Below are 20,176 nucleotides of genomic sequence, written 5' to 3' on the forward strand. Positions count from 1 at the left end.
GGGAGGCAGATACCCAAAAACCAGAAGATAAAAGATTATGATGAAAAGTAATTTTCTAACGAGAATATTAAAGCCCTTCCCTTCGGGAGGGGTTGGGGTAGGCCTCCTGTTCAGCCTGCTGCTCTCCAGCTGTGGCCTCTATAATAAATACGAGCGCCCTGAGAGCATCAACACATCCGGACTGGTTCGCGATATCGTGAGCGATGGCGATACACTCGTGGTCAACAGCGACGAGAATTTTGGCAACCTGCCCTGGCGACAGGTGTTCACAGACCCCCAGTTGCAAGGACTCATCGAGACTGCTCTCGAGAACAATACCGACCTGCGCAATGCAGCCCTCAACGTGAAGATGATGGAGACGGCCCTCACCGTGTCTAAGCTGGCCTTCCTGCCCTCGCTGGCCATTGCCCCTCAGGGCACCATCAGCCAGGTGCAGATGGACGGTGCCTCGGTGTCGAAGACCTATCAGTTGCCCGTCTCTGCTTCGTGGAACCTCGACCTCTTCGGCAACCTGCTCTCGCAGAAGCGCTCGGCACAGATGAAGCTGCTGGCCACGAAAGACTATCAGGTGGTGGTGCAGACCAATATCATCTGTGGTGTGGCCAACCTCTACTACACGCTCATGATGCTCGACGAGCAGATGCGCATCGTCACCGACATGGAGCAGCTCACCAAAGAGACCTGGGACATGATGAAACTGCAAATGGAACTGGGCCGTGCACGTTCTACCAGTGTGCAGAGCGCCGAGGCCAGCTACTACAGCGTGCAGGCACAGAAGGCCACGCTGCGCCAGCAGATCCGACAGATGGAAAACTCTATGGCACTGCTGCTCAACGAGGCCGGCCATCAGATACCCCGTGGCTCGTTCTACAACCAGTCGCTGCCCTCTGAGTTTGCAACAGGTGTAGGCATCCAGCTGCTTTCTAACCGTGCCGATGTTCATGCTGCCGAGATGGCGCTGGCTCAGTGCTTCTACGACACCGAGACGGCTCGCTCGCGCTTCTATCCAAACATCACCATCACGGGCAATGCCATGTTCACCAACTCGCTGGGCTCGGCCATCGTCAACCCTGGCAAGTGGATCCTCTCGGCTGTAGGTTCGCTCACACAGCCAATCTTCGCCCACGGACAGATCGTGGCCGGACTGAAAGTGGCCAAGTATCAGCAGGAACAGGCCCTCAACACCTTCCAGAACACCATCCTGAAGGCTGGCAACGAGGTGAGCAATGCCCTGGTGGCATATGCCACCTGCGATGAGCTGAGCCAGATCGACGACAAGCAGGTGAAGCTCTACGAGCAGAACGTGGAGGACACCCGTCAGCTCTACACCTCTAAGGGCAGTAGTTATCTCGAGGTCATCCAGGCACAGAGCGGACTGCTCAACGCCCGCATCTCGAAGGTCACCAACGACTTCAACAAGATGCAGGCTGTGGTCAACCTCTATCAGGCTCTGGGAGGCGGAAGCCATTAACCCATTAACCCCCTAAGTTAGGGGGTAGGGGGTCTGAACAGGCGCAGGTCCCCTAATAAAAAAGTCTAATTAAATGGTCTGATAAACGCTTGTTCAGACCCCCATCCCCCTAACTTAGGGGGCTTAGATTATGGCAAGTGAAATTAGTCCAAAAGCCGAGATCAGCCCAAAGGCGAAGATTGGCGACAACTGTAAGATATTCCCCTTCGTGTATATCGAGGACGACGTGGAGATTGGCGACAACTGTATCATCTTCCCCTTCGTCAGCATACTCAGCGGCACACGCATGGGGCGCAATAACAAGGTGCACCAGGGTGCCGTGATCGGTGCGCTGCCTCAGGACTTCAACTTCCGTGGCGAGAAGTCTGAGTGCATCATCGGCGACAACAATATCATTCGCGAGAACGTGGTCATCAACCGTGCCACGCATACTGGCGGACAAACCCGACTGGGCAACGACAACGTGTTGATGGAGGGTGCCCACATCTCGCACGACACCAAGGTGGGCAACCGCTGTGTCTTTGGCTATGGCACCAAGATTGCTGGCGACTGCATCATCGAGGATGGCGTCATCTTCTCGTCGTCGGTCATTGAGAATGCTAAAACACGCGTAGGCCAGGGCGCCATGATTCAGGCTGGCACCACCTTCTCTAAGGATGTGCCTCCCTACATCATCTGCACCAAGCGTGCTGAGTATGGCGGTGTCAACTTCACCATGGGTCGTTCCTATGGCGTTGACGAGAAGGTGCTCAAGCACATTGCCAACGCCTACCGTCTGGTGTTCCATGGTCAGACCTCGCTCTTCGATGCCATCCTGCAGATCGAACAACAGGTGCCCGACAGTGCCGAGATTCGCCACATCATCGAATTCCTGAAGACCACCGAACTGGGAATCATCACGAAGTTGTAAGAAATAGTATCTCTCTCTCTCTCACAGAAGTGCCGCTATTCATCTCGAATGGCGGCACTTCTTTTTGTCACTATGTAGAATTGTGTATTCTTGTTTTTCCTTGTTTTTTTTTCTTTTTGATGGATCATTTCTATTTCATTTTCAATTAAAAGTTATATCTTTGCACAACGAAAACCAAAACAATAACCATTATGAGCAAGACCATACAATTTAGCGTACACCGCAACCCACTGAAAGATGCCGATGGAAAAGTCACCTTCCAGGTGAGACACGAGAACTTCTATACGGCACGAAGAAAAGACCTGATGCAACACCTGCAGGTGCACAACACCATGAACCCGGAAGTCATGGAACTGGCTCTGAACGTGCTGGCCACAGAGATTGTTGATTTCCTGACCGACAACAAGCGACTGCACCTGGAGGGCATCGGCACGTTCTCGCTGAAGGTGGGATTCAGAAAGCGTCCAGATGAGGACGGCAACCTGCAGAAATTGCAGTTCACCAACGCTGCCGACATCACTGGCAACGATGTGGCCATAGAGACCATCAACTTCGCACCCGATAAGGCGCTGCTCGATAAACTGAACAACAACGGTTATCATTTCATCAATAAGACCGGTCGCGGCAACGTGGGCCATTCTGCCTCCTACACCAAGGCACAGGTCGTCAACCAATTGAATGCCTATCTCGACGAACATTCATTCATCACCCGTTCGCAGATGAAGAGCCTCTTCGGCATGACGCAACACATGGCGTTGAAATGGCTTGACGAGCTCGTCGCCGGCCCAGAACCTATGCTTGTGTGCTCTAAGGTGGGTAATTCTTTGGTGTATAAGCGTAAGTAATGCGACCTAATACTTACGCTTTCGTAACTTACGACTTAAGTCAACAGATCTTTCGACTTAAGTCAACAGTTCTCACGACTTAAGTCAATAGATCTCACGACTTAAGTCGAAAGATCTCACGACTTAAGTCGAAAGATACCAAACTGCCACTTTTCAGTTGGTAAAGTACTATCATTACTTCATGATAGCGCCACTGTCAGATACCAATCACGTCGTTTTTGAAACTTAAAAAACGTCGGTTTCATCGAAGATTTTGCTGAATGTTCGTTTTTCATGTTCAAAAATGTTCGTTTTCTGTGTTCGGAAATGTTCGGAAATGTTCAAAAATGTTCAAAAATGTTCGGAAATGTTCGATTTTTAACAGGGAAGTTTTTTTGGCGGAATCAAAGTGCTGCTATTGTTTTGACTAGCGAATTAAATGATATGGGTACGAAAAAACAAAAATATTGAGTATGAGAATGCAAAATATTGGTCAAAAGGGTTCTTTGACTTATTTTGACTTATACATTCGTTTTAATTTTTTGACTTGCGTATTCTCTTTTTTGCTATATTTGCACCGAAAAATTACTCATAGCATATAAACCTATAACTATAAAAAATAAATGAACAAGAAACTGTTTTTGCTTTGTTTTGTTTGTTTGCCGTGTCAGAAGCAAGCATATGGGCATGTAGTATGGTTGGCGCGAAATATTGTGCATTAGCAGGATGTTCTTTCGGACCCGTTGGCGGTTTAGTTGGAGGAGTTGTTGGTGCGGTGGCAGGTCCTGCAGCAGTTGACTATCTAATAATAAAATAGCAAATTAGGAAACAAGTGGACGGATATCTTATAATCTACAATCAGTTAAATTGAAAATGAGATTCGATATTTTTTATAATAGAATATATTATTGTACTTATGTGATATCATTATTCTTACATAATTATGTTATTGGGAAAATTTACGAATGGTTCTTGTTTCGGCCGTTATACAAATTCCGATTTGTGCGTAGAAGATACCAAAAACTATATGGATGGAATAGTTTGGATGAGTTTATTAAAGGACTAAATTGTCCTCATGCAGATTTTAATTCGGTATTTTTGAATAATCATTCAAATATGCTAATGGGTTATATAGAAATTGTTACTCTGTTATTTCTTATAAATATAGTGATGATGACGCCAAGAGTCGGAACATGGTTGAGAAATATAGTTTTCAATCACGTTTTTCTTTTTCTTATGATTCTTGGTAGCTTTGTTTTAATTATTGATTATAATTTTTTATGGAGTAACAATAAACACAAAAAATACTTTGAAGTATTTGACAAGGAAAGTTCTTTGAAGAGAAAGGTTTGGAGCCTTGGGGTATTCCTATACTGTGTCATTATATTTATTGGTTCATTATGGACTTTTGGAAAGCTACTTTCTTAAGTGATGATGCTGTTATTAATGTTGCTCGCATAGGTGGTGAACTGAGAATAGACGAGATTATTCGGAAAGAAAATGAAACTAAGTAAATGACTATAAATATGAACAAGAAACTGTTTTTGATATGCTTGCTGTGTATGGCTGTGTGTCGTGGTTATGCTCAAGAGGTGACGATGGACCTTTTGAAGTCCAGTTCGTGGCTCTGGAAACGACTCGACCTTAGATATGCATTCACTGATGATAGTATTTATAGGGTCTATAACTCAGCATGCTATGGCACAATGTCCCAAGCTTATTATCTTTCATCTGAACCACATCGCAGGTTCCGTGATGAATTGGTTGGGAAAAACAAAAAAGGAAACTATGTCATTGTAAAGAGTTTTAGTACGGGTGATACTTACAGCTATAGGATAATGTCTGTTTCTGATAAAGAAATTATTTTTGATTTTGAATATCCTAAAATGACTCTCTCGAAAAACGTTAGTGAGAAATATGATACACTGTGTCTTTCTAGCTCCTATAAAGAATTGTCCTATAAGCATGGCAAACAATATCAGCAGGCCTACTTTAATAGGTTCCCATCCACATGGTATGACTTTGAGCGCACGTTCAATGGCGCTTTTTTCAAAAAGGAGATGGAGGCAATCTATAAACAGGACTTCTCGCACGAATACAAGAAATATCTTGATGCATTTAGCAATCTAAAGGACATCGACACCAAGGAGTACTATCGTAAACTCATTGACGTCACCATTGGAATGCCGATACAAAGCACACCGGCATCGGACATGTGGCAGAAAATAGTGGCAGCAAAGGTGGCTCGTAACAAGAATCTGGTTTCGTTGTTGCTGAAAGAAAAGACAGAACTCCAACAGGCTCGTTTCTGGCAGTTCGTACAGAAAGATAATGAACATTTAAAGAAAGGTCGTGTAGTCAGTGAAAAGCATAGTTGCATCAAAGAAGTCTGGAGGTATGGCATGTCCATTGATAAGGAATGTATCTATTTCACAGACTCTCTTTGCTATATCATCAAGAATTGCGTGCCTACTAGAACACCGGAAATCATTATCATTGCTCCTTACCAGATGTCGGATAGTGGAAACAAAGTTGATGGCGCCATTGCGTTTTCTCATGTTCAGGTTGGAGAACATACAAAACTTCAGATGCACCTCCCTGCAAATGATGGTAAGTTTCCTACTTACTACAAGAAGGAACCTTCACTTGTTACAGACACCCTTCTCATGGCAGCAACATATCGTTGCTTGTTTAGACATAGCCCGACACTGGAGATACATGAGCGTCCGTTCTTTGATACGTTCCCATCGACGTGGAGTGAATTCTATGCCGTGATGATATCAGATGAGTATGGAAATAACGGTTTTCGTAGCAAAGCCGATGCATACATTCATGCTTTCGAGTTGTTGAGTTGTATTCCTGTACGTGAGAAGCTCCGCAAGATGGTAGGTATCTCTATTGGTGCGATGGCGCAAGACCCCACCTCAGAACTGTGGCGTACGGTAGTAATTAATCTCAGCAATAAATACAAGGATGAACTGAACAGTGTGCTTCGGGAATTCGAGCCTTGGCAACAAACCTCATTCCGACAATTCGTGGAGAATAAGGAGTGATCGAATGAATGAAAGGGGATGGCTCTTCAGACCTCTGCAAGAGCCATCCGTTATAAAAACATTAATTAAATAATTCATTATCTTGTAACTATGAAACGAAAACTAACCAAAGCAACGCTCTCCGAATTGGAGTTGCATGCAGAGATCATGAAACTGTTTGAACAGAAAAGAATTGTGGGTGGTGGAAATGGCACCTACCAGGATCCATTTACGTATTCTGAATGGCTGCAATATAGTGCAAGGGATGAGGTTTATTATTATGACCAAATGGGTCATCTCTGCTGGTCTGGTGTAATATATTCTGGTTATATTCCTGGTAAAGATTATGGTTATAGTTCAGGTTATGATTCTGGTTGTTGGGGGTGTTCGTATAGTTGTGTAATTACCCATGAACCGACTTGCTTGGAGTCTGATGTCATACATAGTGGAGGTAGTACTTGCGATACGCAGGAGAAAAGAGGTACTTGCGTACCACACGTGATGTCATGGGCCGCAACAATACTTGGACAAGATTGGAGGGATGAAGGATGGTTCGTAAAGGAATACCGGAATTGTTTTAACAAAAACTTTGATATAAAAAAAGGAATTGACCGTAATGAATTAGACCCTTATTTAAAAGCATATTTTAGTGTTGAAGAATTGAATAATAGTGCAAATTCCATTCAGCAGGCACTAACCTCAAAATTGCCCGTTATTGGAACTTTAAAAGATGGTGTTTGTCCATCAGTCAATGGACTACACGAGGTTCTGATTAACGATTGTGATGCATCTGGAAAGATAGTGTGTACAAATCCTGGCAACGACAAAAAAGAAACTTACTCTTTAGATGATTTCGAAGGAAACTATTTTTATAGGATAAATAGTATATTGCCGTATTATGGTATGTGATAAACAATTAGATTAGTTTTCTTTTAATCGTTATATTGACTATGAAAAAGAAATATTGTATTTTGTTTTTAGCACTGATAATTTCTTCAGTAAATAATGCTCAGGAAGTAACCATGGATTTCCTAAAGTCCAGTTCGTGGCTCTGGAAACGACTCGACCTTAGATATGCATTCACTGATGATAGTATATACAGGGACTATAACTCCGTGAGTTATGGCACAATGTCCCAAGCTTATTATCTTGCATCTGAGCCACATCGCAGGTTCCGTGATGAATTGGTTGGGAAAAACAAAGAAGGAAACTATGTCATTGTAAAGAGTTTTAGTACGGGTGAGCCTTACAGCTATAGGATATTGTCTGTTTCTAATAAAGAAATTATTTTCGATTTTGAATATCCTAAAATGACTCTCTCGAAAAACGATAGTGAGAAATATGATACACTGTGTCTTTCTAGCTCTTATAAGGAACTGGCTTATAAGCATGGCAAACAATATCAGCAAGCGTTCTTTGATAGGTTCCCATCTACATGGTATGATTTTGAGCGCACGTTCAATGGTGCTTTCTTCAAAAACGATATAAAGGCGATCTACAAACAGGACTTCTCGCACGACTTTGAGAAGTATCTCAATGCGTTTAGCAACCTAAAGGACATTGATGCCAAGGAGTATTATCGTAAACTCATTGGCATCACCATTGGTATGCCGATACAAAACACCCCGGCATCGGACATGTGGCAGAAGATAGTGGCAACCAAGATTTCCGAAAACAACGAACTGGTTTTGCAATTGTTGAAAGAGAAGAGCGAACTCCAACAGGCTCGTTTCTGGCAGTTCGTAAAGAAAGACAACATGCGATTAAAGGCGGGTAGTGTAACCGGTGAAAAGCGAAGTTGTATAAAGGAGATATGGAGAGTACCAGCTTCCTATATAGATATAGAACGTATTTACTTGACAGACTCTCTTTGCTATGTCATCAAAAATTGCGTACCTCGTAAGACACCGGAAATCACGATCATAGCTCCTTACCAGATGTCAGATAGTGGAAACAAAGTTGATGGTGCCATTGTGTTTTCTCATATTCAGGATGGGAAGCATACGAAACTACAGATGCACCTACCTGGAGCCGATGGTAAATTTCCTACTTACTTCAAGAAGGAACCTTCACTTGTTACTGACACCCTTCTCATGGCAGCAACATATCGTTGCATATTCAGACAGAGTCAAGCACTGGAGATACATGAGCGCCCATTCTTCGATACGTTCCCATCGACTTGGAGTGAATTCTATGCCGTGATGATATCAGATGAGTATGGCAATAACGGTTTTCGTAGCAATGCCGATAGATACATTTATACTTTCAAGCATTTGAGTTGTATTCCTGTACGCGAGAAGCTCCGTAAGATGGTAGGTATCTCTATTGGTGCCATGGCCCAAGACCCCACCTCTGAACTGTGGCGTACGGTAGTAAGCGATCTCTCTACTCGTTACAAAGAGGAACTGAACAGCGTGCTTCAGGAATTCGAGCCTTGGCAGCAAACCTCATTCCGACAATTCGTGGAGAATAAGGAGTGACGATGAATAGACATAATAACCTCTTTTTAAAGACATACAAACAAACGAACATACCTGATTTTACAAACAGACTTATTATATGAAACGAAAGTTAACACGTGCAACGCTCTCCGAATTGGAGTTGCATGCAGAGATCATGAAACTGTTTGAACAGAAAAGAATTGTGGGAGGGGGAGATGGTTCGATTAATAACCCCTATACCTATGAACAATTCCTTGGGACATTAAATTTCCCTGGAGGATGGGTAGATATTGGGGGTGAATTAACATATTGTTATCCAGAAGTTGTTGTTGTGCCAAATGGATCAGATTGTGGCAGCGGTACGTGGGATGACGAAGGTTATCTCTCTGGTGGAAATAATTATGGATCTCCAGCTCAAGATTATACACTAACAGATAGCACTTATATCTCAACAGGAAGTGTTGGCTCTTCAACATATTCTAGCAGTGGCTCGTCGCTATCAGGCTCGATAATTCTTGAAAATGCACGAAAATATGAGGGAACGAAGTATGTTTATGGTGGTATTTCTGCTACTGGTATAGATTGTAGTGGACTCATCATGAGGGCTTGTAATCTAAATATAAGATGGACAACTTCTTCGAGGCTCCCTTCTGAACAGTTTGAGATTATAAAACCAAGCACATCTTCACATGATTCTTTTGTTTCATCATTACACAAAGGTGATATTTTAGTTTGGCCTGGTCAGCATGCAGTTATATATGTGGATGGTTATAATATATATCACGCACATTCATCTGGAGTTAATCAGACGGGAGATTTATCCTCATATTGGATAAAGACAAAAGGTTATCCAGTTGTTTATAGAGTAAAATAAGATATCTATGATTAGATTATTAATAAGTGTTCTTCTCTTACAATTATCATTTTCGGCTTTTGCAGGTGATGATATTATAAGACGATGGGAGTTTGAGATAAATACACAAGATGGTGTGTCTTGTACTTATGATTCTGAGAGCAACAAATTGTTACTATCGGGTTTTGAGGCTTCGGATGACAGCTTGTTCTATTTCGCAGGGGGAACCCCGCTTCGCCTTGTTTGTTTCGATGGTACGAAAATAGTGTTCAGTAGAACCATTGGTGATATAAATTCTGCTTCTGCTTTCCTAAAGCTAAGAGGCGATAGTATCTACTTATTCAATAATGAAACTGTAAGCCTTCTTCGAGTTCATAAAACAGGTACGGGACCTGTGAACAGACTGCCTATCATGATATCTGAGAGTCATTCTTCGACTGAAACCGCATTTGTTCCTACTGACTGTTATATGAGTGATGACGATGTCGTCTTGCTGAGACAGCGAAACACCATAACGGTAAATGATACTTATGTATTTCCTGGGTATGATGTCATACATGTTGGCTATGATGGTCGTTTTGTCAAATGGAAGTGGGTGGGGGATAATGAAAGTACTATTGGTAACTGTTATTTCAACAACGACATCCTTAATCAGTATCTATATCCATCGAAAACACTAAAGTTGAAGGATTTCGTAGGTCTTTATAAGGGCGACTGGAATGGATATGGCATTTATTGGGGGGAAACTCTTCATGCTGATAAGGCTTCGTGGACCGTTGTTTTTACGAACAAAGACAATGATGTAATTGACTCCTATCATATTTCATATCATGTTGATGATAAGTATGCAGTTATTCCCCTGCCTGTATTAACCCATCGGATAGATGACGAGACGGCATACACATCCCCCTCTTATTGTATCCTTCGTGGACGCTATCTGTACATGGTGGGCTATCAGGGCGAAAAAGGAAGAATCATAGTTTGCAGAGTAGATTTGCAAAAAATAAAGGAAGGGAATTAAGTGACACTAGTAAACAAATAATCGTAGGTCGATAAGAAAAAAACTAAATGACTATAAATATGAAAAAATTTCTTTTAGCATCGTTGCTTGCATTGCCATTAACAGTGAGCGCAGATAATGAAAAGGTAATAGCCCAAACAAAGGGTAGCATTACTTTTGTGGTCGATGAGAATCTGGAGGCTATTCCGGATTGTGATCCGTATGATACCGGTGAAATGTCTGCCAGCTTCTTGCTTGGTAATAAAAATATAAAACTAGAGGACCGACATATCATTGCCACCAGCTTTGCTGATGCCCAATGCATGAGAAATGCTTTCGAGGATGCCTTCTATTGTAGTGTTGTTGATGCATACGCTAAACACAAGTCGCTGACGCTTTCACCCGATATGATGTGGCTGCTCATCAGCCAAGGCTTCGCTCGCTATGTGAACGCTCATCCAGAGGAGTTGCGCCATCAGCTGGTTAATCATAAAAAAAAGAAGACGCTGGTGGTGATAACTTCTGAGGACCTGCTCACAGGCCATCCCGACTGGCCAGAGCTTATAGATAACTTTGCATCGCAGATTGACCAATGTACCAAGGGTGACATTGCAAAGACCATTACGGCCGACTTTTCAACAACAGGTTCTGCAGAGCGGGTGGCTTCGCAGATTACACTGATGGAGAGTGTGAAGTCTTACTTCAACTATCTGATTATCTACATGAGTTGTGGCATTCCGACAATCACACTGAAAGGAACGCCCGATGACTGGCGTCAGGTGATGGAAAAGAGCAAGAGATTAGAAAAGTACGGCCTTGGCGAGTGGACCAAGAGTCTGGAGCCCATACTCGCAGAGTTCGTTTGTGCAGCGGAAGGCCGACCTAACCAGAGCTTTTGGCAGGACATCCTGAAGAAGAATAGGTTGAAAGAACTACAGAGTGGTGGTGGTTGTATTCCTGGAGAACCAACACATTTTGATGGTTGGATACTCAAATTCTTTCCCGATGAGAACGGAAAGACGCTCGATGTGATTGATTATGGAGAAAGAATGCCTGCAGAACAGGTGAGCGTGGGCTTCAAATACCAAGTTGTTGATCCATTTAATAATTCTGTAGTGAGTGAGACTCCCATGGAATTATGGGCAGGATTCGTTGGTGTAGATGTAGATACGCTCACCAATACCTATACACCAAAAATTGGCTGGCTCGTGCGCAAGTCTCCTAGCGATGAGGATCAGATTAAAGAACTACGAAAGCAGGATGATGCATATGCTATTAATCTCACTGTTGATGAGGTTCCCGAGATACTTTCTCGCATGGAACACATTAAGAGATTAGGCCTTTCTTTCAAAGGTGATGTAAAGCTGCCAGACTGGTTCTTTAAATTGAAGATTGACAGATTGACTATCGATGGAAAAATGACCGATAAGCAGAGAGCTCTTATCAAGAAGCACTTCCCACAAGTGGCATTCGAAGCTGTCTATTAGTTTCGAAGTGACAGACTGTATTTAAATGATAGCGATTATGAAAAAGAAAACGATTATTATCACATTGTGTTTAATTGTGGCTGTAGTCACTGGCGCCGCCTGTATGCTGTACGTCCATTCAGTTGTTAAGTCCGATGAGGAGGTGGTGACACTCTTGTCCAAGCTAAAGGCCGACGAGATGTTTCCTCTGTATGCCATTCATTCAGAATGTGACAGCGTGTTTGTTATTAAGCCTTATGCTACGGACTTTGCAGAACGCCATGCTCATATTGTGATGTCTGATAAATTGAAGAACCAAATAATAAATGTAGCAATAGGTAATGAGGAGTGTTGTCAGCTTCTGTTTGTCAGAAACAATGAGGTGGTGTCTTATGCTAAAGTAGAAAGAGCGGTTGCAGACTTTGCGCATTTGGAATCTGATGCGTATGGTGTGGAGGATAAGCTGTTTCTTGACCAGAAAAGGGATGTAAAAGAGAATAAACCAGAGGCACCCATTTCAGCGGAGCGTCAAGCAGCTATAGATTTTAAGAATAAGAACGCTGGTCGCTTGCGTAGCTATCTGGGAACCGGGAATTATGTTCATGCCAAGCAATTGTTGGATTCCATTCTGGTGAACTATCCCAACGACCCCCAGTCAAATTTCGCGTATGGCTATATAGCGGAGATGGAAGGAGACGACAGTAGTGCCAAGAGGTACTATCAGAAATCTATTTCGATCTATGATTCCATTATCGTTTCAAAACTTGATGTATGGAATGATATTAATCGTGCATATACCATTCTGTATATGTCTGGAAGGAATGCATACTTAGCAACGTTGGATTCCGTCAGCGAACTGAGAAAGTACTCCTCTGATAGAAGAAATTGGGAAGTCATCGAAAATATGAGGCAACTGGGGCTCTCTATAGAACACAAAGGTGTAAGCTTCGGTGCAGAAGAGGGTAAGCCATTCGACTGAAATCCCATAAAACATGAATTTTGTTAATAGGCTATATAGCTTAATAACTTATAATTAACCAAAACAACGTTATTTTGTAAAACCGCATCAAGAACGATATACTGAGCTATCTAGTGTTCAGATATTATAATTATACTTTTATGAATAAAAAGAGAGTGTTTGTTATTGGTCTTTTAGCCTTCTTGTGCATACCTTTATCTGGCCTTGCTCTGGATTTGACGCAGCCGATACCAGAGTCTAAGGCAGTGAAGAAAGGGGTGTTGAAGAATGGCATGACGTATTATATCTGTAAGACGGCAAAGAACGAAAAGGCCAGCTTCTACATCATACAACCAACGGGATCGTTGGCGGAGCGGGAAGGCGAATACGGTCTTGCCCATTTCGTGGAACATCTTGTGTTTTGCGGCACAAAACACTATAAGAATAACGAAATCGTAAATCGGATTCAAAGAATGGGTCTGCAATTTGGACCAGACCTCAATGCCGGGACTAGTTTCGAGATGACATTCTTTAGCTTCAAGAATATTCCTTCAGGAAACGATCGGATGACAACAGACTGTCTGCTGATGTTACGCGACATGATGTATGATGCGGAGCTCAATGATAGTGACATAGAGAAAGAACGGAATGTCATCATTGAAGAAGGACTGCTGCGTCAGGAAAGCAATGAGGAACTTGCAGGCACTCCGTTCTCCCGACCTATCATAGGCGACACCAGTACGATTCTTCATTGCTCGCCACAGACCATACGTGATTTCTATCATCGCTGGTATCAGCCACAGATGCAGGCTGTTGTGGTAGTGGGGCCTTTCGACGTGGAACGGATGTATGAAAAGATACGGGCTATCTTTGAACCAGTTCCGGCTGGGACAAGTGTGGTTCCTGCACGAGCCGTGATTCCACCCTACAGTGAGCCAAGAGTATTTGTCGAGCGTCTGGATAAAACAGATGAAACGATGAATATCGAATTGACTATCCGTCAGAAAATGCTGGCGGATAGTCTGAAAAACACGGTTGAAAGCGTTCTGCCGAGTACTGCTGTTTTAAGCCTGATCAGCCCTATCGTTGAAACATTTAAAAGACTGTATGGCAAAGATATCAGTTGCTTTACCTCTTATAGGAAAGATATAGATAATGTGCCAATTCTGCATTTTGATATCAGGTCAGATAAATATGGTCCCAAAGAGCTGCTGTCAAAATCAATAAAAACGATTAGAAGTATTGCCGATTATGGATTTCCAGAGGAAATAGCCGATGAATATCGTGCGGAGATGACGGACACATTGGAGATGACGGGCTCACAGGTATGGGAGTCTAATGATTCCGTGGTTGTATATCCTTCCAGTATATTTAAATATTGCTTATCAAACTTTCTCTACGGAACTCCGATTGTGGACAATGATGTGAATGTCAAAATGAGCCAGATATTAACGAATGACTGTGGCTTTGATGGATTCGCCAAGCAGTTCAGACAGTTGTTCCATGCTTCCGCCCCGAGCTTTCAACTCTCTGTCTCGAAAAGATGCGAGATTACCAAGGACGAGCTTCAAGAAGTAATTGACAATACTTATCAAGCGGCTGTAGAGCCGATACGTTTGCCATTAAAGAAAGATAGCACAGAGAAAGTCAAGGAATCTCTGACACTTAACGTTGATCCCATACCAGGAAGGGTTGTGAAAGAGAAAAAGTTGAAAGATAGTGATGTATGGAAACTTACTCTTTCAAATGGTGTCACTGTGTTGATGCATGAGGTTGATAGTTTGGAGCGAAAAGAGATGGGGAAAAACAACAGAATTGAGTATAGCCTTTTGTCTGCTTACCGTGTGGGTGGAGATAGTAAACTGGACGAATTACAGCATGAGGGACTTTCCTGTATTACGAAATATGATTTTGCTTATCCAATCGGTTATTCTTGTGATGGGGCTAATGCGGAGTGGACTAAGCATGATGATGTTGAGGGGAAGTTCAAAGAGATCTACCACGAATTAACCAATTATGAAATTAATAGTGAAGATTCTATTCAGCTTGATAAGAAATGGAGAGAAAACTATAACGCTAAGCATAACAACGCTAGTCAACTATTTAGAAAGACAATCTTTGCGCCCCAAATGAACCCTAATAAATATGTACCTGACAGTATAATAACTGCCGATGAATATAAAAAAATATGTGAAGGGTTGAAAATATATAAGTCGAATTATAATGGTATGGTCGTTGCCATAGACTATGTGGATAAGAAGGACTCAATCATGCCGCTTGTTCTGAAATACATTGGTGGCTTGCCTTCAAAGAACGAGCCGACGAAGCAGAACAATAAGAATTATTACATTAATAAGGATTCCATATTGGTAGAGCCTTCTGTTGACCCCGAAAGTGATTATTACTCCATGATTCTGTTCCAAGAACATGGCTTGGCATTCACGGCAGAGAACTATATGCTGCATAAGGCACTCGAAGCGGCATTCAGTACTGCCGTAATCAATAGAATACGCCTGGAGAATGGTGATGTCTATTCACCATATGTACGTGCAAACATTGAGCTTCTTCCAGTAACTCATCAGACGTATTGTATCTTCTTCTCGTGTGCTCATGGAAAGAGCAACAAAATAGAGAATGATATGAAACAGCTCTTGCAGGAAATGGCTTATGGTAATGCCATCACCCAACAGATGATTGATGATTACATTAAGTCGGTCTATGTCAGCGGTGGAATATATCCGCAGGGTGGGGCAGCTTCTCTGGAGTTGGAGAAGATAATAAATAAAGGTGTAGTCGTTGACACGCGAACAATGAAACTGGAGAAGGTCATCACGCTGAACCGTGTGAGAAAGTATCTTCGTTCGTTGTTGAAGCATGGTCATCGCTATGAATATAAAAATGTATAATGAATGCAGTCAATTAAACGTAAATCAATTACAGCAATGATAATTATGAAAAAACTATTATTTGCAGCGATGCTGCTTCTTTCAACTGTGGCTAATGCCCAGAAGATTTGTGGCGTGTATGTCAATCAGGTGGAAGATATGTATGAAGACCAGTATCTGGTAATAGAGCAAGATGAGAAAGGAAAATTGTCTGGCTACTATTATGGTACCACTGATGATTTCGATGAAGTGCGTGAAGGTTATAGACCAGGTTTCTTCGTGGCAGAATTAAAAGATATAAAGTCAGATGCGAAGTCGCTGGATTTCTCAGTAGAAGTTCAAACGGAAGACCTCTTTTCTTTACCAGTTCCACTTAATGTACGATCTTCCAGAGTGGCAAGTAAATTTTTGAAGCCATGGACGGTTTATCTAAGTGGGGTAAAGAAGCGTATTTCGTTTCATTGCTTATTTAACAACGGCAGCTTGATTTATCAAGCAGGAGATAAATATTCATCAAAAACGTTTGTGAAGGTAACAGATGTCCGCATCTTGAACGTTGTGTCTGAAGGTAAGGTGATTAACTGGAACAACAATTAAATAATTCATTATTTTGTAACTATGAAACGAAAGTTAACACGCGCAACGCTCAAATTTTTTGGTTAGAGAAGATACAAAAGAAATGGCGAGTCTCCATAAGGATGACTCGCCATTAGTGGTTTATGAAAAGCTAAATTGAATTAGCCCAGGTGGATGGCCTCAGAAGGACAAACACTAGCGCAAGTACCGCACTCGGTGCAAGCATCAGCATCGATTGAATACTTCTCGCCCTCAGAGATTGCCTCTACGGGGCACTCACCCTGACATGTACCGCATGCGATACAGTCGTCACCAATTACATATGCCATAATCTTTCTAAATTTTGATTAGTTAATACTCAAATATTGTGATGCAAAGATACATAGTTTTTCCGAATAATACCAAACTTTTGGTATCTTTTTTCTCCAATTTATACGGTGTCGAAATTGTGATTTGCAAGCGGGATATATAATAATAGCGCGCATTCTGCGTTATAAATAAACAATGAAACGACTATTCTTGATACTCATCATACTGGCCGTGGCCGTGGCCAATGGCGCCGCCCAGAAGCGCAAAGTGCAGAACAGACCCTATGTGGATCTGCGACCCATGCACTTTGGCATCAGCATAGGCATGAACATGCAGGATGTGAAGATGAAGAACGTGGGGCCGCAACTGGTGTCGCTGCCCGACGTGGGCGACACGGAGCGCACGGTGTATTGCGATGCCGACACGTGGAATCCGGGCTTCAGCGTGGGTGTGGTGGGCGATCTCAGACTGAACCAGTACCTCTCGTTGCGCGTCACGCCTTCGATGCACTTCGGTTCGAAGCGCCTGGTGTTTCGCGACATGGACAACCTGAGCGAGAACGGTACGCCGCGCGAGACGACACAGGACATGAAGAATACCTATGTGTCGGTGCCCGTGGATGTGAAGTTTGCTGCCGAGCGCTTCAACAACTACCGCCCTTACATGCTGGCTGGCGTGAGCCCCATGCTGAACCTCTCGGGCAAGGATCAGGACTATAGTCATCTGAAGCCATTCGACGTGATGGTAGAGGTGGGCATGGGCTGCGACCTCTATCTGCCTTTCTTCAAACTGATACCCGAGATTAAGTTCTGCTACGGCCTGACCAACGCCTACGACAAGAGCCACGCCAGCGAGTTGCGCGACGTGGGACAGCGCGTATTCTCCAATGCCGTGCAGTCGGCACGTAGCAGTATGTTTGTGTTTACGCTTTACTTCGAGTAGCCGCATTCTCGGCTCTCTCTTGCCATTTGTGCCAGAAAAACATCATTTTGGCACAAACGGAAAGCCCTTTTTAAAATATAATGGCTATCTTTGCACCGCGTTTCTGCCGCTGTGGTAGCGACAGGGCGTGATTGAGACATTACCATCAACTAAAAATAGTAATAATGATTATGAGACGAAAACTTTTAATGCTTGTTGCAAGTACCTGTATGGCATTTGCTGCACAGGCCAAAGGCAACTATGCCGACTACGTGAGTACGCTGGTGGGAACAGACTCGAACTTCGAGCTTTCTACCGGTAACACCTATCCCGCCACAGCCATGCCGTGGGGCATGAACTTCTGGACACCGCAGACCGGAAATATGGGTGACGGATGGGTGTATAGCTACAGGGCCAACCGCATTCGCGGTTTTAAGCAGACGCATCAGCCTAGCCCGTGGATGAACGACTACGGACAGTTTGCGCTGATGCCTACCACCGGCACCCCTGTGTTTGCCGAGGCCGACCGCGCCAGCTTCTTCAACCACAAGGCTGAGACCGCCCTGCCTTACTACTACCAGGTGTATCTGGCCGACTACGACATCAACACCGAACTGGTGCCGACGGAACGTGCCGCCATGTTTCGCTTCACGTTCCCCGAGAACGAGCAGTCGTGCGTGGTCATCGATGCGCTGGACCGCGGTTCGGCCGTGACCATCATCCCCGCTGAACGTAAGATCGTGGGCTACTCGACCAAGAACAGTGGGGGCGTGCCGGGCAACTTCAAGAACTATTTCGTGATTGTCTTCGACAAGCCGTTCACCTATACCGCTGCCGTTCCTAATGGCGACATCCGCCAAGGCGAACTGGAAGCCAGCGGCAACCATGCCGGTGCCATCATTGGCTTTGCCACGAAGAAGGGCGAGCAGGTGCATGCACGCGTGGCGTCATCGTTTATCAGCACCGAACAGGCCGAGCTGAACCTGAAAGAGCTGGGCAAGCTGTCGTTCGACCAGCTGAAACAGAAAGGACGCGAGCGCTGGAACGAGGTGCTGGGACGCATTGAAGTAGAGAGCAGCGATGTGAACGAGTTGCGCACATTCTATAGTTGTCTGTATCGCAGCACACTGTTCCCACGCATGTTCCACGAGAAGAATGCCAAGGGACAGATTGTGCACTACAGCCCCCACACGGGCGAGGTGCTGCCAGGCTATCTGTTCACCGATACCGGCTTCTGGGACTCGTTTCGCGGACTGATGCCACTGGTGAACCTGATCTATCCCGAGATGAGCGCACAGATGGAAGAGGGCTTTTATAATTCCTATAAGGAGAGCGGCTTCTATCCCGAGTGGGCTACGCCCGGTCACCGCGGTTGCATGGTGGGCAACAACTCAGCCTCGGTGGTGGCCGACGCCTTTGTAAAGGGCAATATCAAGAAGGATGCCCTCGAGATGTATCAGGGACTGCTGAAGGGCGCCAATGCCGTTCACCCCACGGTGTCGTCGTCGGGCCGACTGGCTTTCAAGGAATACAACGAGCTGGGCTATGTGCCTTCTGACGTGGTGGGGCAGAGTGCCTCGCGCACGCTGGAGTATGCCTACGACGACTGGTGCATCTACCAGATGGGCAAGAAGTTGGGCCGCCCTGCCAGCGAGACAGACATCTACAAGCAGCGCTGCCTGAACTACAAGAATATCTATCATCCCAAATACGGCATGATGAGCGGACGCGACTCGAAGGGCAACTTCCCCGACGACTTCAAGGCTGATGAGTGGTGGGGCCCCTTCACCGAGGGCAACAGCTGGCACTGGACCTGGTGTGTGTTCCACGACATTCGCGGACTCATCTCGCTGATGGGTGGCGACCAGGCCTTCATCAACAAGCTAGACGCTGTATTCACCACACCTCCCACCTTTGGCGGCGCGGTGGACACACGCAAGCAGCTGATTCACGAGATGCGCGAAATGCAGGTGGTCAACATGGGACAGTATGCCCACGGCAACCAGCCCATACAGCACATGATCTACCTCTATAACTATGCCGGCGAGCCCTGGAAGACGCAGTACTGGGTGCGCGAGGCCATGCGCCGCCTCTACTTCGCCACGCCCGACGGCTACTGCGGCGACGAAGACAACGGACAGACCTCGGCATGGTATATCATGTCGGCACTGGGCTTCTACTCCGTTTGCCCCGCCACCGACCAGTATGTGCTGGGTGCCCCCCTGTTTAAGAAAGCCCGCGTGAACCTGGCCAACGGCAAGACCATCGACCTGTCGGCCCCCGCCAACAGCGACGCCAACCGCTACGTGCAGAAGCTCACGGTGAACGGCAAGGCGTACGACAAGAACTACTTCACCCACGAGCAGCTGATGCGCGGCGTGAAGCTGAACTACCAGATGGGCAGCACTCCCAACAAGCGTCGTGGCACCACCCCCTCTGCCTATCCCTATTCATTCTCAGATAACAACGAGTAACTCCAAAGGCTCCGCCCTTTGCCCCATAACAAAACCAATGCCGGTTTGAACCATCA

15 protein-coding genes are annotated in these 20,176 nt (G+C 44.7%); 14 read left to right on the forward strand and 1 reads right to left on the reverse strand.

The window, feature by feature from the left end; translation table 11 throughout:
• Positions 1-37 precede the first annotated feature (37 nt).
• From T433_RS0104405 to T433_RS0104470, 12 genes are all read left to right on the forward strand, one after another.
• On the forward strand, positions 38-1,471 hold the full coding sequence (locus T433_RS0104405; RefSeq protein WP_248616480.1) for a TolC family protein: 1,434 nt from the start codon (positions 38-40) through the stop codon (positions 1,469-1,471).
• Between the two features lie 130 nt (positions 1,472-1,601).
• Entirely contained in the window at positions 1,602-2,381 is a 780-nt protein-coding gene (lpxA, locus tag T433_RS0104410) for an acyl-ACP--UDP-N-acetylglucosamine O-acyltransferase (RefSeq protein ID WP_027455002.1), read from the forward strand.
• 191 nt (positions 2,382-2,572) lie between these two features.
• Positions 2,573-3,226, forward strand: coding sequence for an HU family DNA-binding protein (locus T433_RS0104415; RefSeq protein ID WP_027455003.1), 654 nt, complete (start codon positions 2,573-2,575; stop codon positions 3,224-3,226).
• A 1,505-nt stretch (positions 3,227-4,731) separates the two neighbouring features.
• On the forward strand, positions 4,732-6,258 hold the full coding sequence (locus tag T433_RS0104430) for a hypothetical protein (protein WP_155808365.1): 1,527 nt from the start codon (positions 4,732-4,734) through the stop codon (positions 6,256-6,258).
• A 90-nt stretch (positions 6,259-6,348) separates the two neighbouring features.
• The gene (locus T433_RS0104435) at positions 6,349-7,146 is read left to right on the forward strand and encodes a hypothetical protein (RefSeq protein ID WP_027455006.1); all 798 of its coding nucleotides are present in this window, start codon (positions 6,349-6,351) and stop codon (positions 7,144-7,146) included.
• Between the two features lie 221 nt (positions 7,147-7,367).
• A complete protein-coding gene (locus T433_RS0104440; protein WP_155808367.1) occupies positions 7,368-8,717 on the forward strand; it encodes a hypothetical protein in 1,350 nt (449 codons plus the stop codon).
• Positions 8,718-8,853: 136 nt separating this feature from the next.
• Positions 8,854-9,552: a C40 family peptidase gene (locus T433_RS16150; RefSeq protein ID WP_162164168.1), complete on the forward strand. Its 699-nt coding sequence runs from the start codon at positions 8,854-8,856 to the stop codon at positions 9,550-9,552.
• Positions 9,553-9,559: 7 nt separating this feature from the next.
• Positions 9,560-10,552, forward strand: coding sequence for a hypothetical protein (locus T433_RS0104450; protein ID WP_027455008.1), 993 nt, complete (start codon positions 9,560-9,562; stop codon positions 10,550-10,552).
• A gap of 59 nt (positions 10,553-10,611) precedes the next feature.
• Positions 10,612-12,018, forward strand: a complete 1,407-nt coding sequence (locus T433_RS14605) for a DUF4419 domain-containing protein (RefSeq protein WP_162164169.1) — start codon at positions 10,612-10,614, stop codon at positions 12,016-12,018.
• Between the two features lie 37 nt (positions 12,019-12,055).
• Positions 12,056-12,976, forward strand: a complete 921-nt coding sequence (locus T433_RS0104460) for a tetratricopeptide repeat protein (protein WP_155808369.1) — start codon at positions 12,056-12,058, stop codon at positions 12,974-12,976.
• 140 nt (positions 12,977-13,116) lie between these two features.
• On the forward strand, positions 13,117-15,861 hold the full coding sequence (locus T433_RS0104465) for a M16 family metallopeptidase (protein ID WP_027455010.1): 2,745 nt from the start codon (positions 13,117-13,119) through the stop codon (positions 15,859-15,861).
• Between the two features lie 45 nt (positions 15,862-15,906).
• On the forward strand, positions 15,907-16,437 hold the full coding sequence (locus tag T433_RS0104470) for a hypothetical protein (protein ID WP_155808371.1): 531 nt from the start codon (positions 15,907-15,909) through the stop codon (positions 16,435-16,437).
• Between the two features lie 140 nt (positions 16,438-16,577).
• Here T433_RS0104470 and T433_RS0104475 read toward each other — a convergent pair whose 3' ends face one another.
• Positions 16,578-16,745 (reverse strand): DUF362 domain-containing protein, encoded by a 168-nt coding sequence (locus T433_RS0104475; protein WP_027449896.1) that lies wholly within the window; start codon positions 16,743-16,745, stop codon positions 16,578-16,580.
• A 175-nt stretch (positions 16,746-16,920) separates the two neighbouring features.
• On the opposite strand from T433_RS0104475, the gene porT reads away from it, so the two are divergent.
• Together porT and T433_RS0104485 are read left to right on the forward strand one after the other, a co-directional pair.
• On the forward strand, positions 16,921-17,667 hold the full coding sequence (gene porT / locus T433_RS0104480; RefSeq protein ID WP_027455012.1) for a type IX secretion/gliding motility protein PorT/SprT: 747 nt from the start codon (positions 16,921-16,923) through the stop codon (positions 17,665-17,667).
• 164 nt (positions 17,668-17,831) lie between these two features.
• A complete protein-coding gene (locus T433_RS0104485; protein ID WP_044109205.1) occupies positions 17,832-20,120 on the forward strand; it encodes a GH92 family glycosyl hydrolase in 2,289 nt (762 codons plus the stop codon).
• Positions 20,121-20,176: the final 56 nt, after the last annotated feature.

It is taken from the genome of Xylanibacter brevis ATCC 19188 (genome assembly GCF_000621725.1).
GTDB lineage: Bacteria > Bacteroidota > Bacteroidia > Bacteroidales > Bacteroidaceae > Prevotella > Prevotella brevis.

Excerpts from the sequence above, each read along its gene's own strand:
- T433_RS0104430 (WP_155808365.1), top strand. The coding sequence starts at position 4,732 with ATGAACAAGAAACTGTTTTTGATATGCTTGCTGTGTATGGCTGTGTGT.
- T433_RS0104450 (WP_027455008.1), top strand. The coding sequence starts at position 9,560 with ATGATTAGATTATTAATAAGTGTTCTTCTCTTACAATTATCATTTTCG.
- T433_RS0104470 (WP_155808371.1), top strand. The coding sequence starts at position 15,907 with ATGAAAAAACTATTATTTGCAGCGATGCTGCTTCTTTCAACTGTGGCT.
- T433_RS0104405 (WP_248616480.1), top strand. The coding sequence starts at position 38 with ATGATGAAAAGTAATTTTCTAACGAGAATATTAAAGCCCTTCCCTTCG.
- porT (WP_027455012.1), top strand. The coding sequence starts at position 16,921 with ATGAAACGACTATTCTTGATACTCATCATACTGGCCGTGGCCGTGGCC.
- lpxA (WP_027455002.1), top strand. The coding sequence starts at position 1,602 with ATGGCAAGTGAAATTAGTCCAAAAGCCGAGATCAGCCCAAAGGCGAAG.
- T433_RS0104465 (WP_027455010.1), top strand. The coding sequence starts at position 13,117 with ATGAATAAAAAGAGAGTGTTTGTTATTGGTCTTTTAGCCTTCTTGTGC.
- T433_RS0104485 (WP_044109205.1), top strand. The coding sequence starts at position 17,832 with ATGATTATGAGACGAAAACTTTTAATGCTTGTTGCAAGTACCTGTATG.
- T433_RS0104415 (WP_027455003.1), top strand. The coding sequence starts at position 2,573 with ATGAGCAAGACCATACAATTTAGCGTACACCGCAACCCACTGAAAGAT.
- T433_RS16150 (WP_162164168.1), top strand. The coding sequence starts at position 8,854 with ATGAAACTGTTTGAACAGAAAAGAATTGTGGGAGGGGGAGATGGTTCG.
- T433_RS0104460 (WP_155808369.1), top strand. The coding sequence starts at position 12,056 with ATGAAAAAGAAAACGATTATTATCACATTGTGTTTAATTGTGGCTGTA.
- T433_RS0104475 (WP_027449896.1), bottom strand. The coding sequence starts at position 16,745 with ATGGCATATGTAATTGGTGACGACTGTATCGCATGCGGTACATGTCAG.
- T433_RS14605 (WP_162164169.1), top strand. The coding sequence starts at position 10,612 with ATGAAAAAATTTCTTTTAGCATCGTTGCTTGCATTGCCATTAACAGTG.
- T433_RS0104435 (WP_027455006.1), top strand. The coding sequence starts at position 6,349 with ATGAAACGAAAACTAACCAAAGCAACGCTCTCCGAATTGGAGTTGCAT.
- T433_RS0104440 (WP_155808367.1), top strand. The coding sequence starts at position 7,368 with ATGTCCCAAGCTTATTATCTTGCATCTGAGCCACATCGCAGGTTCCGT.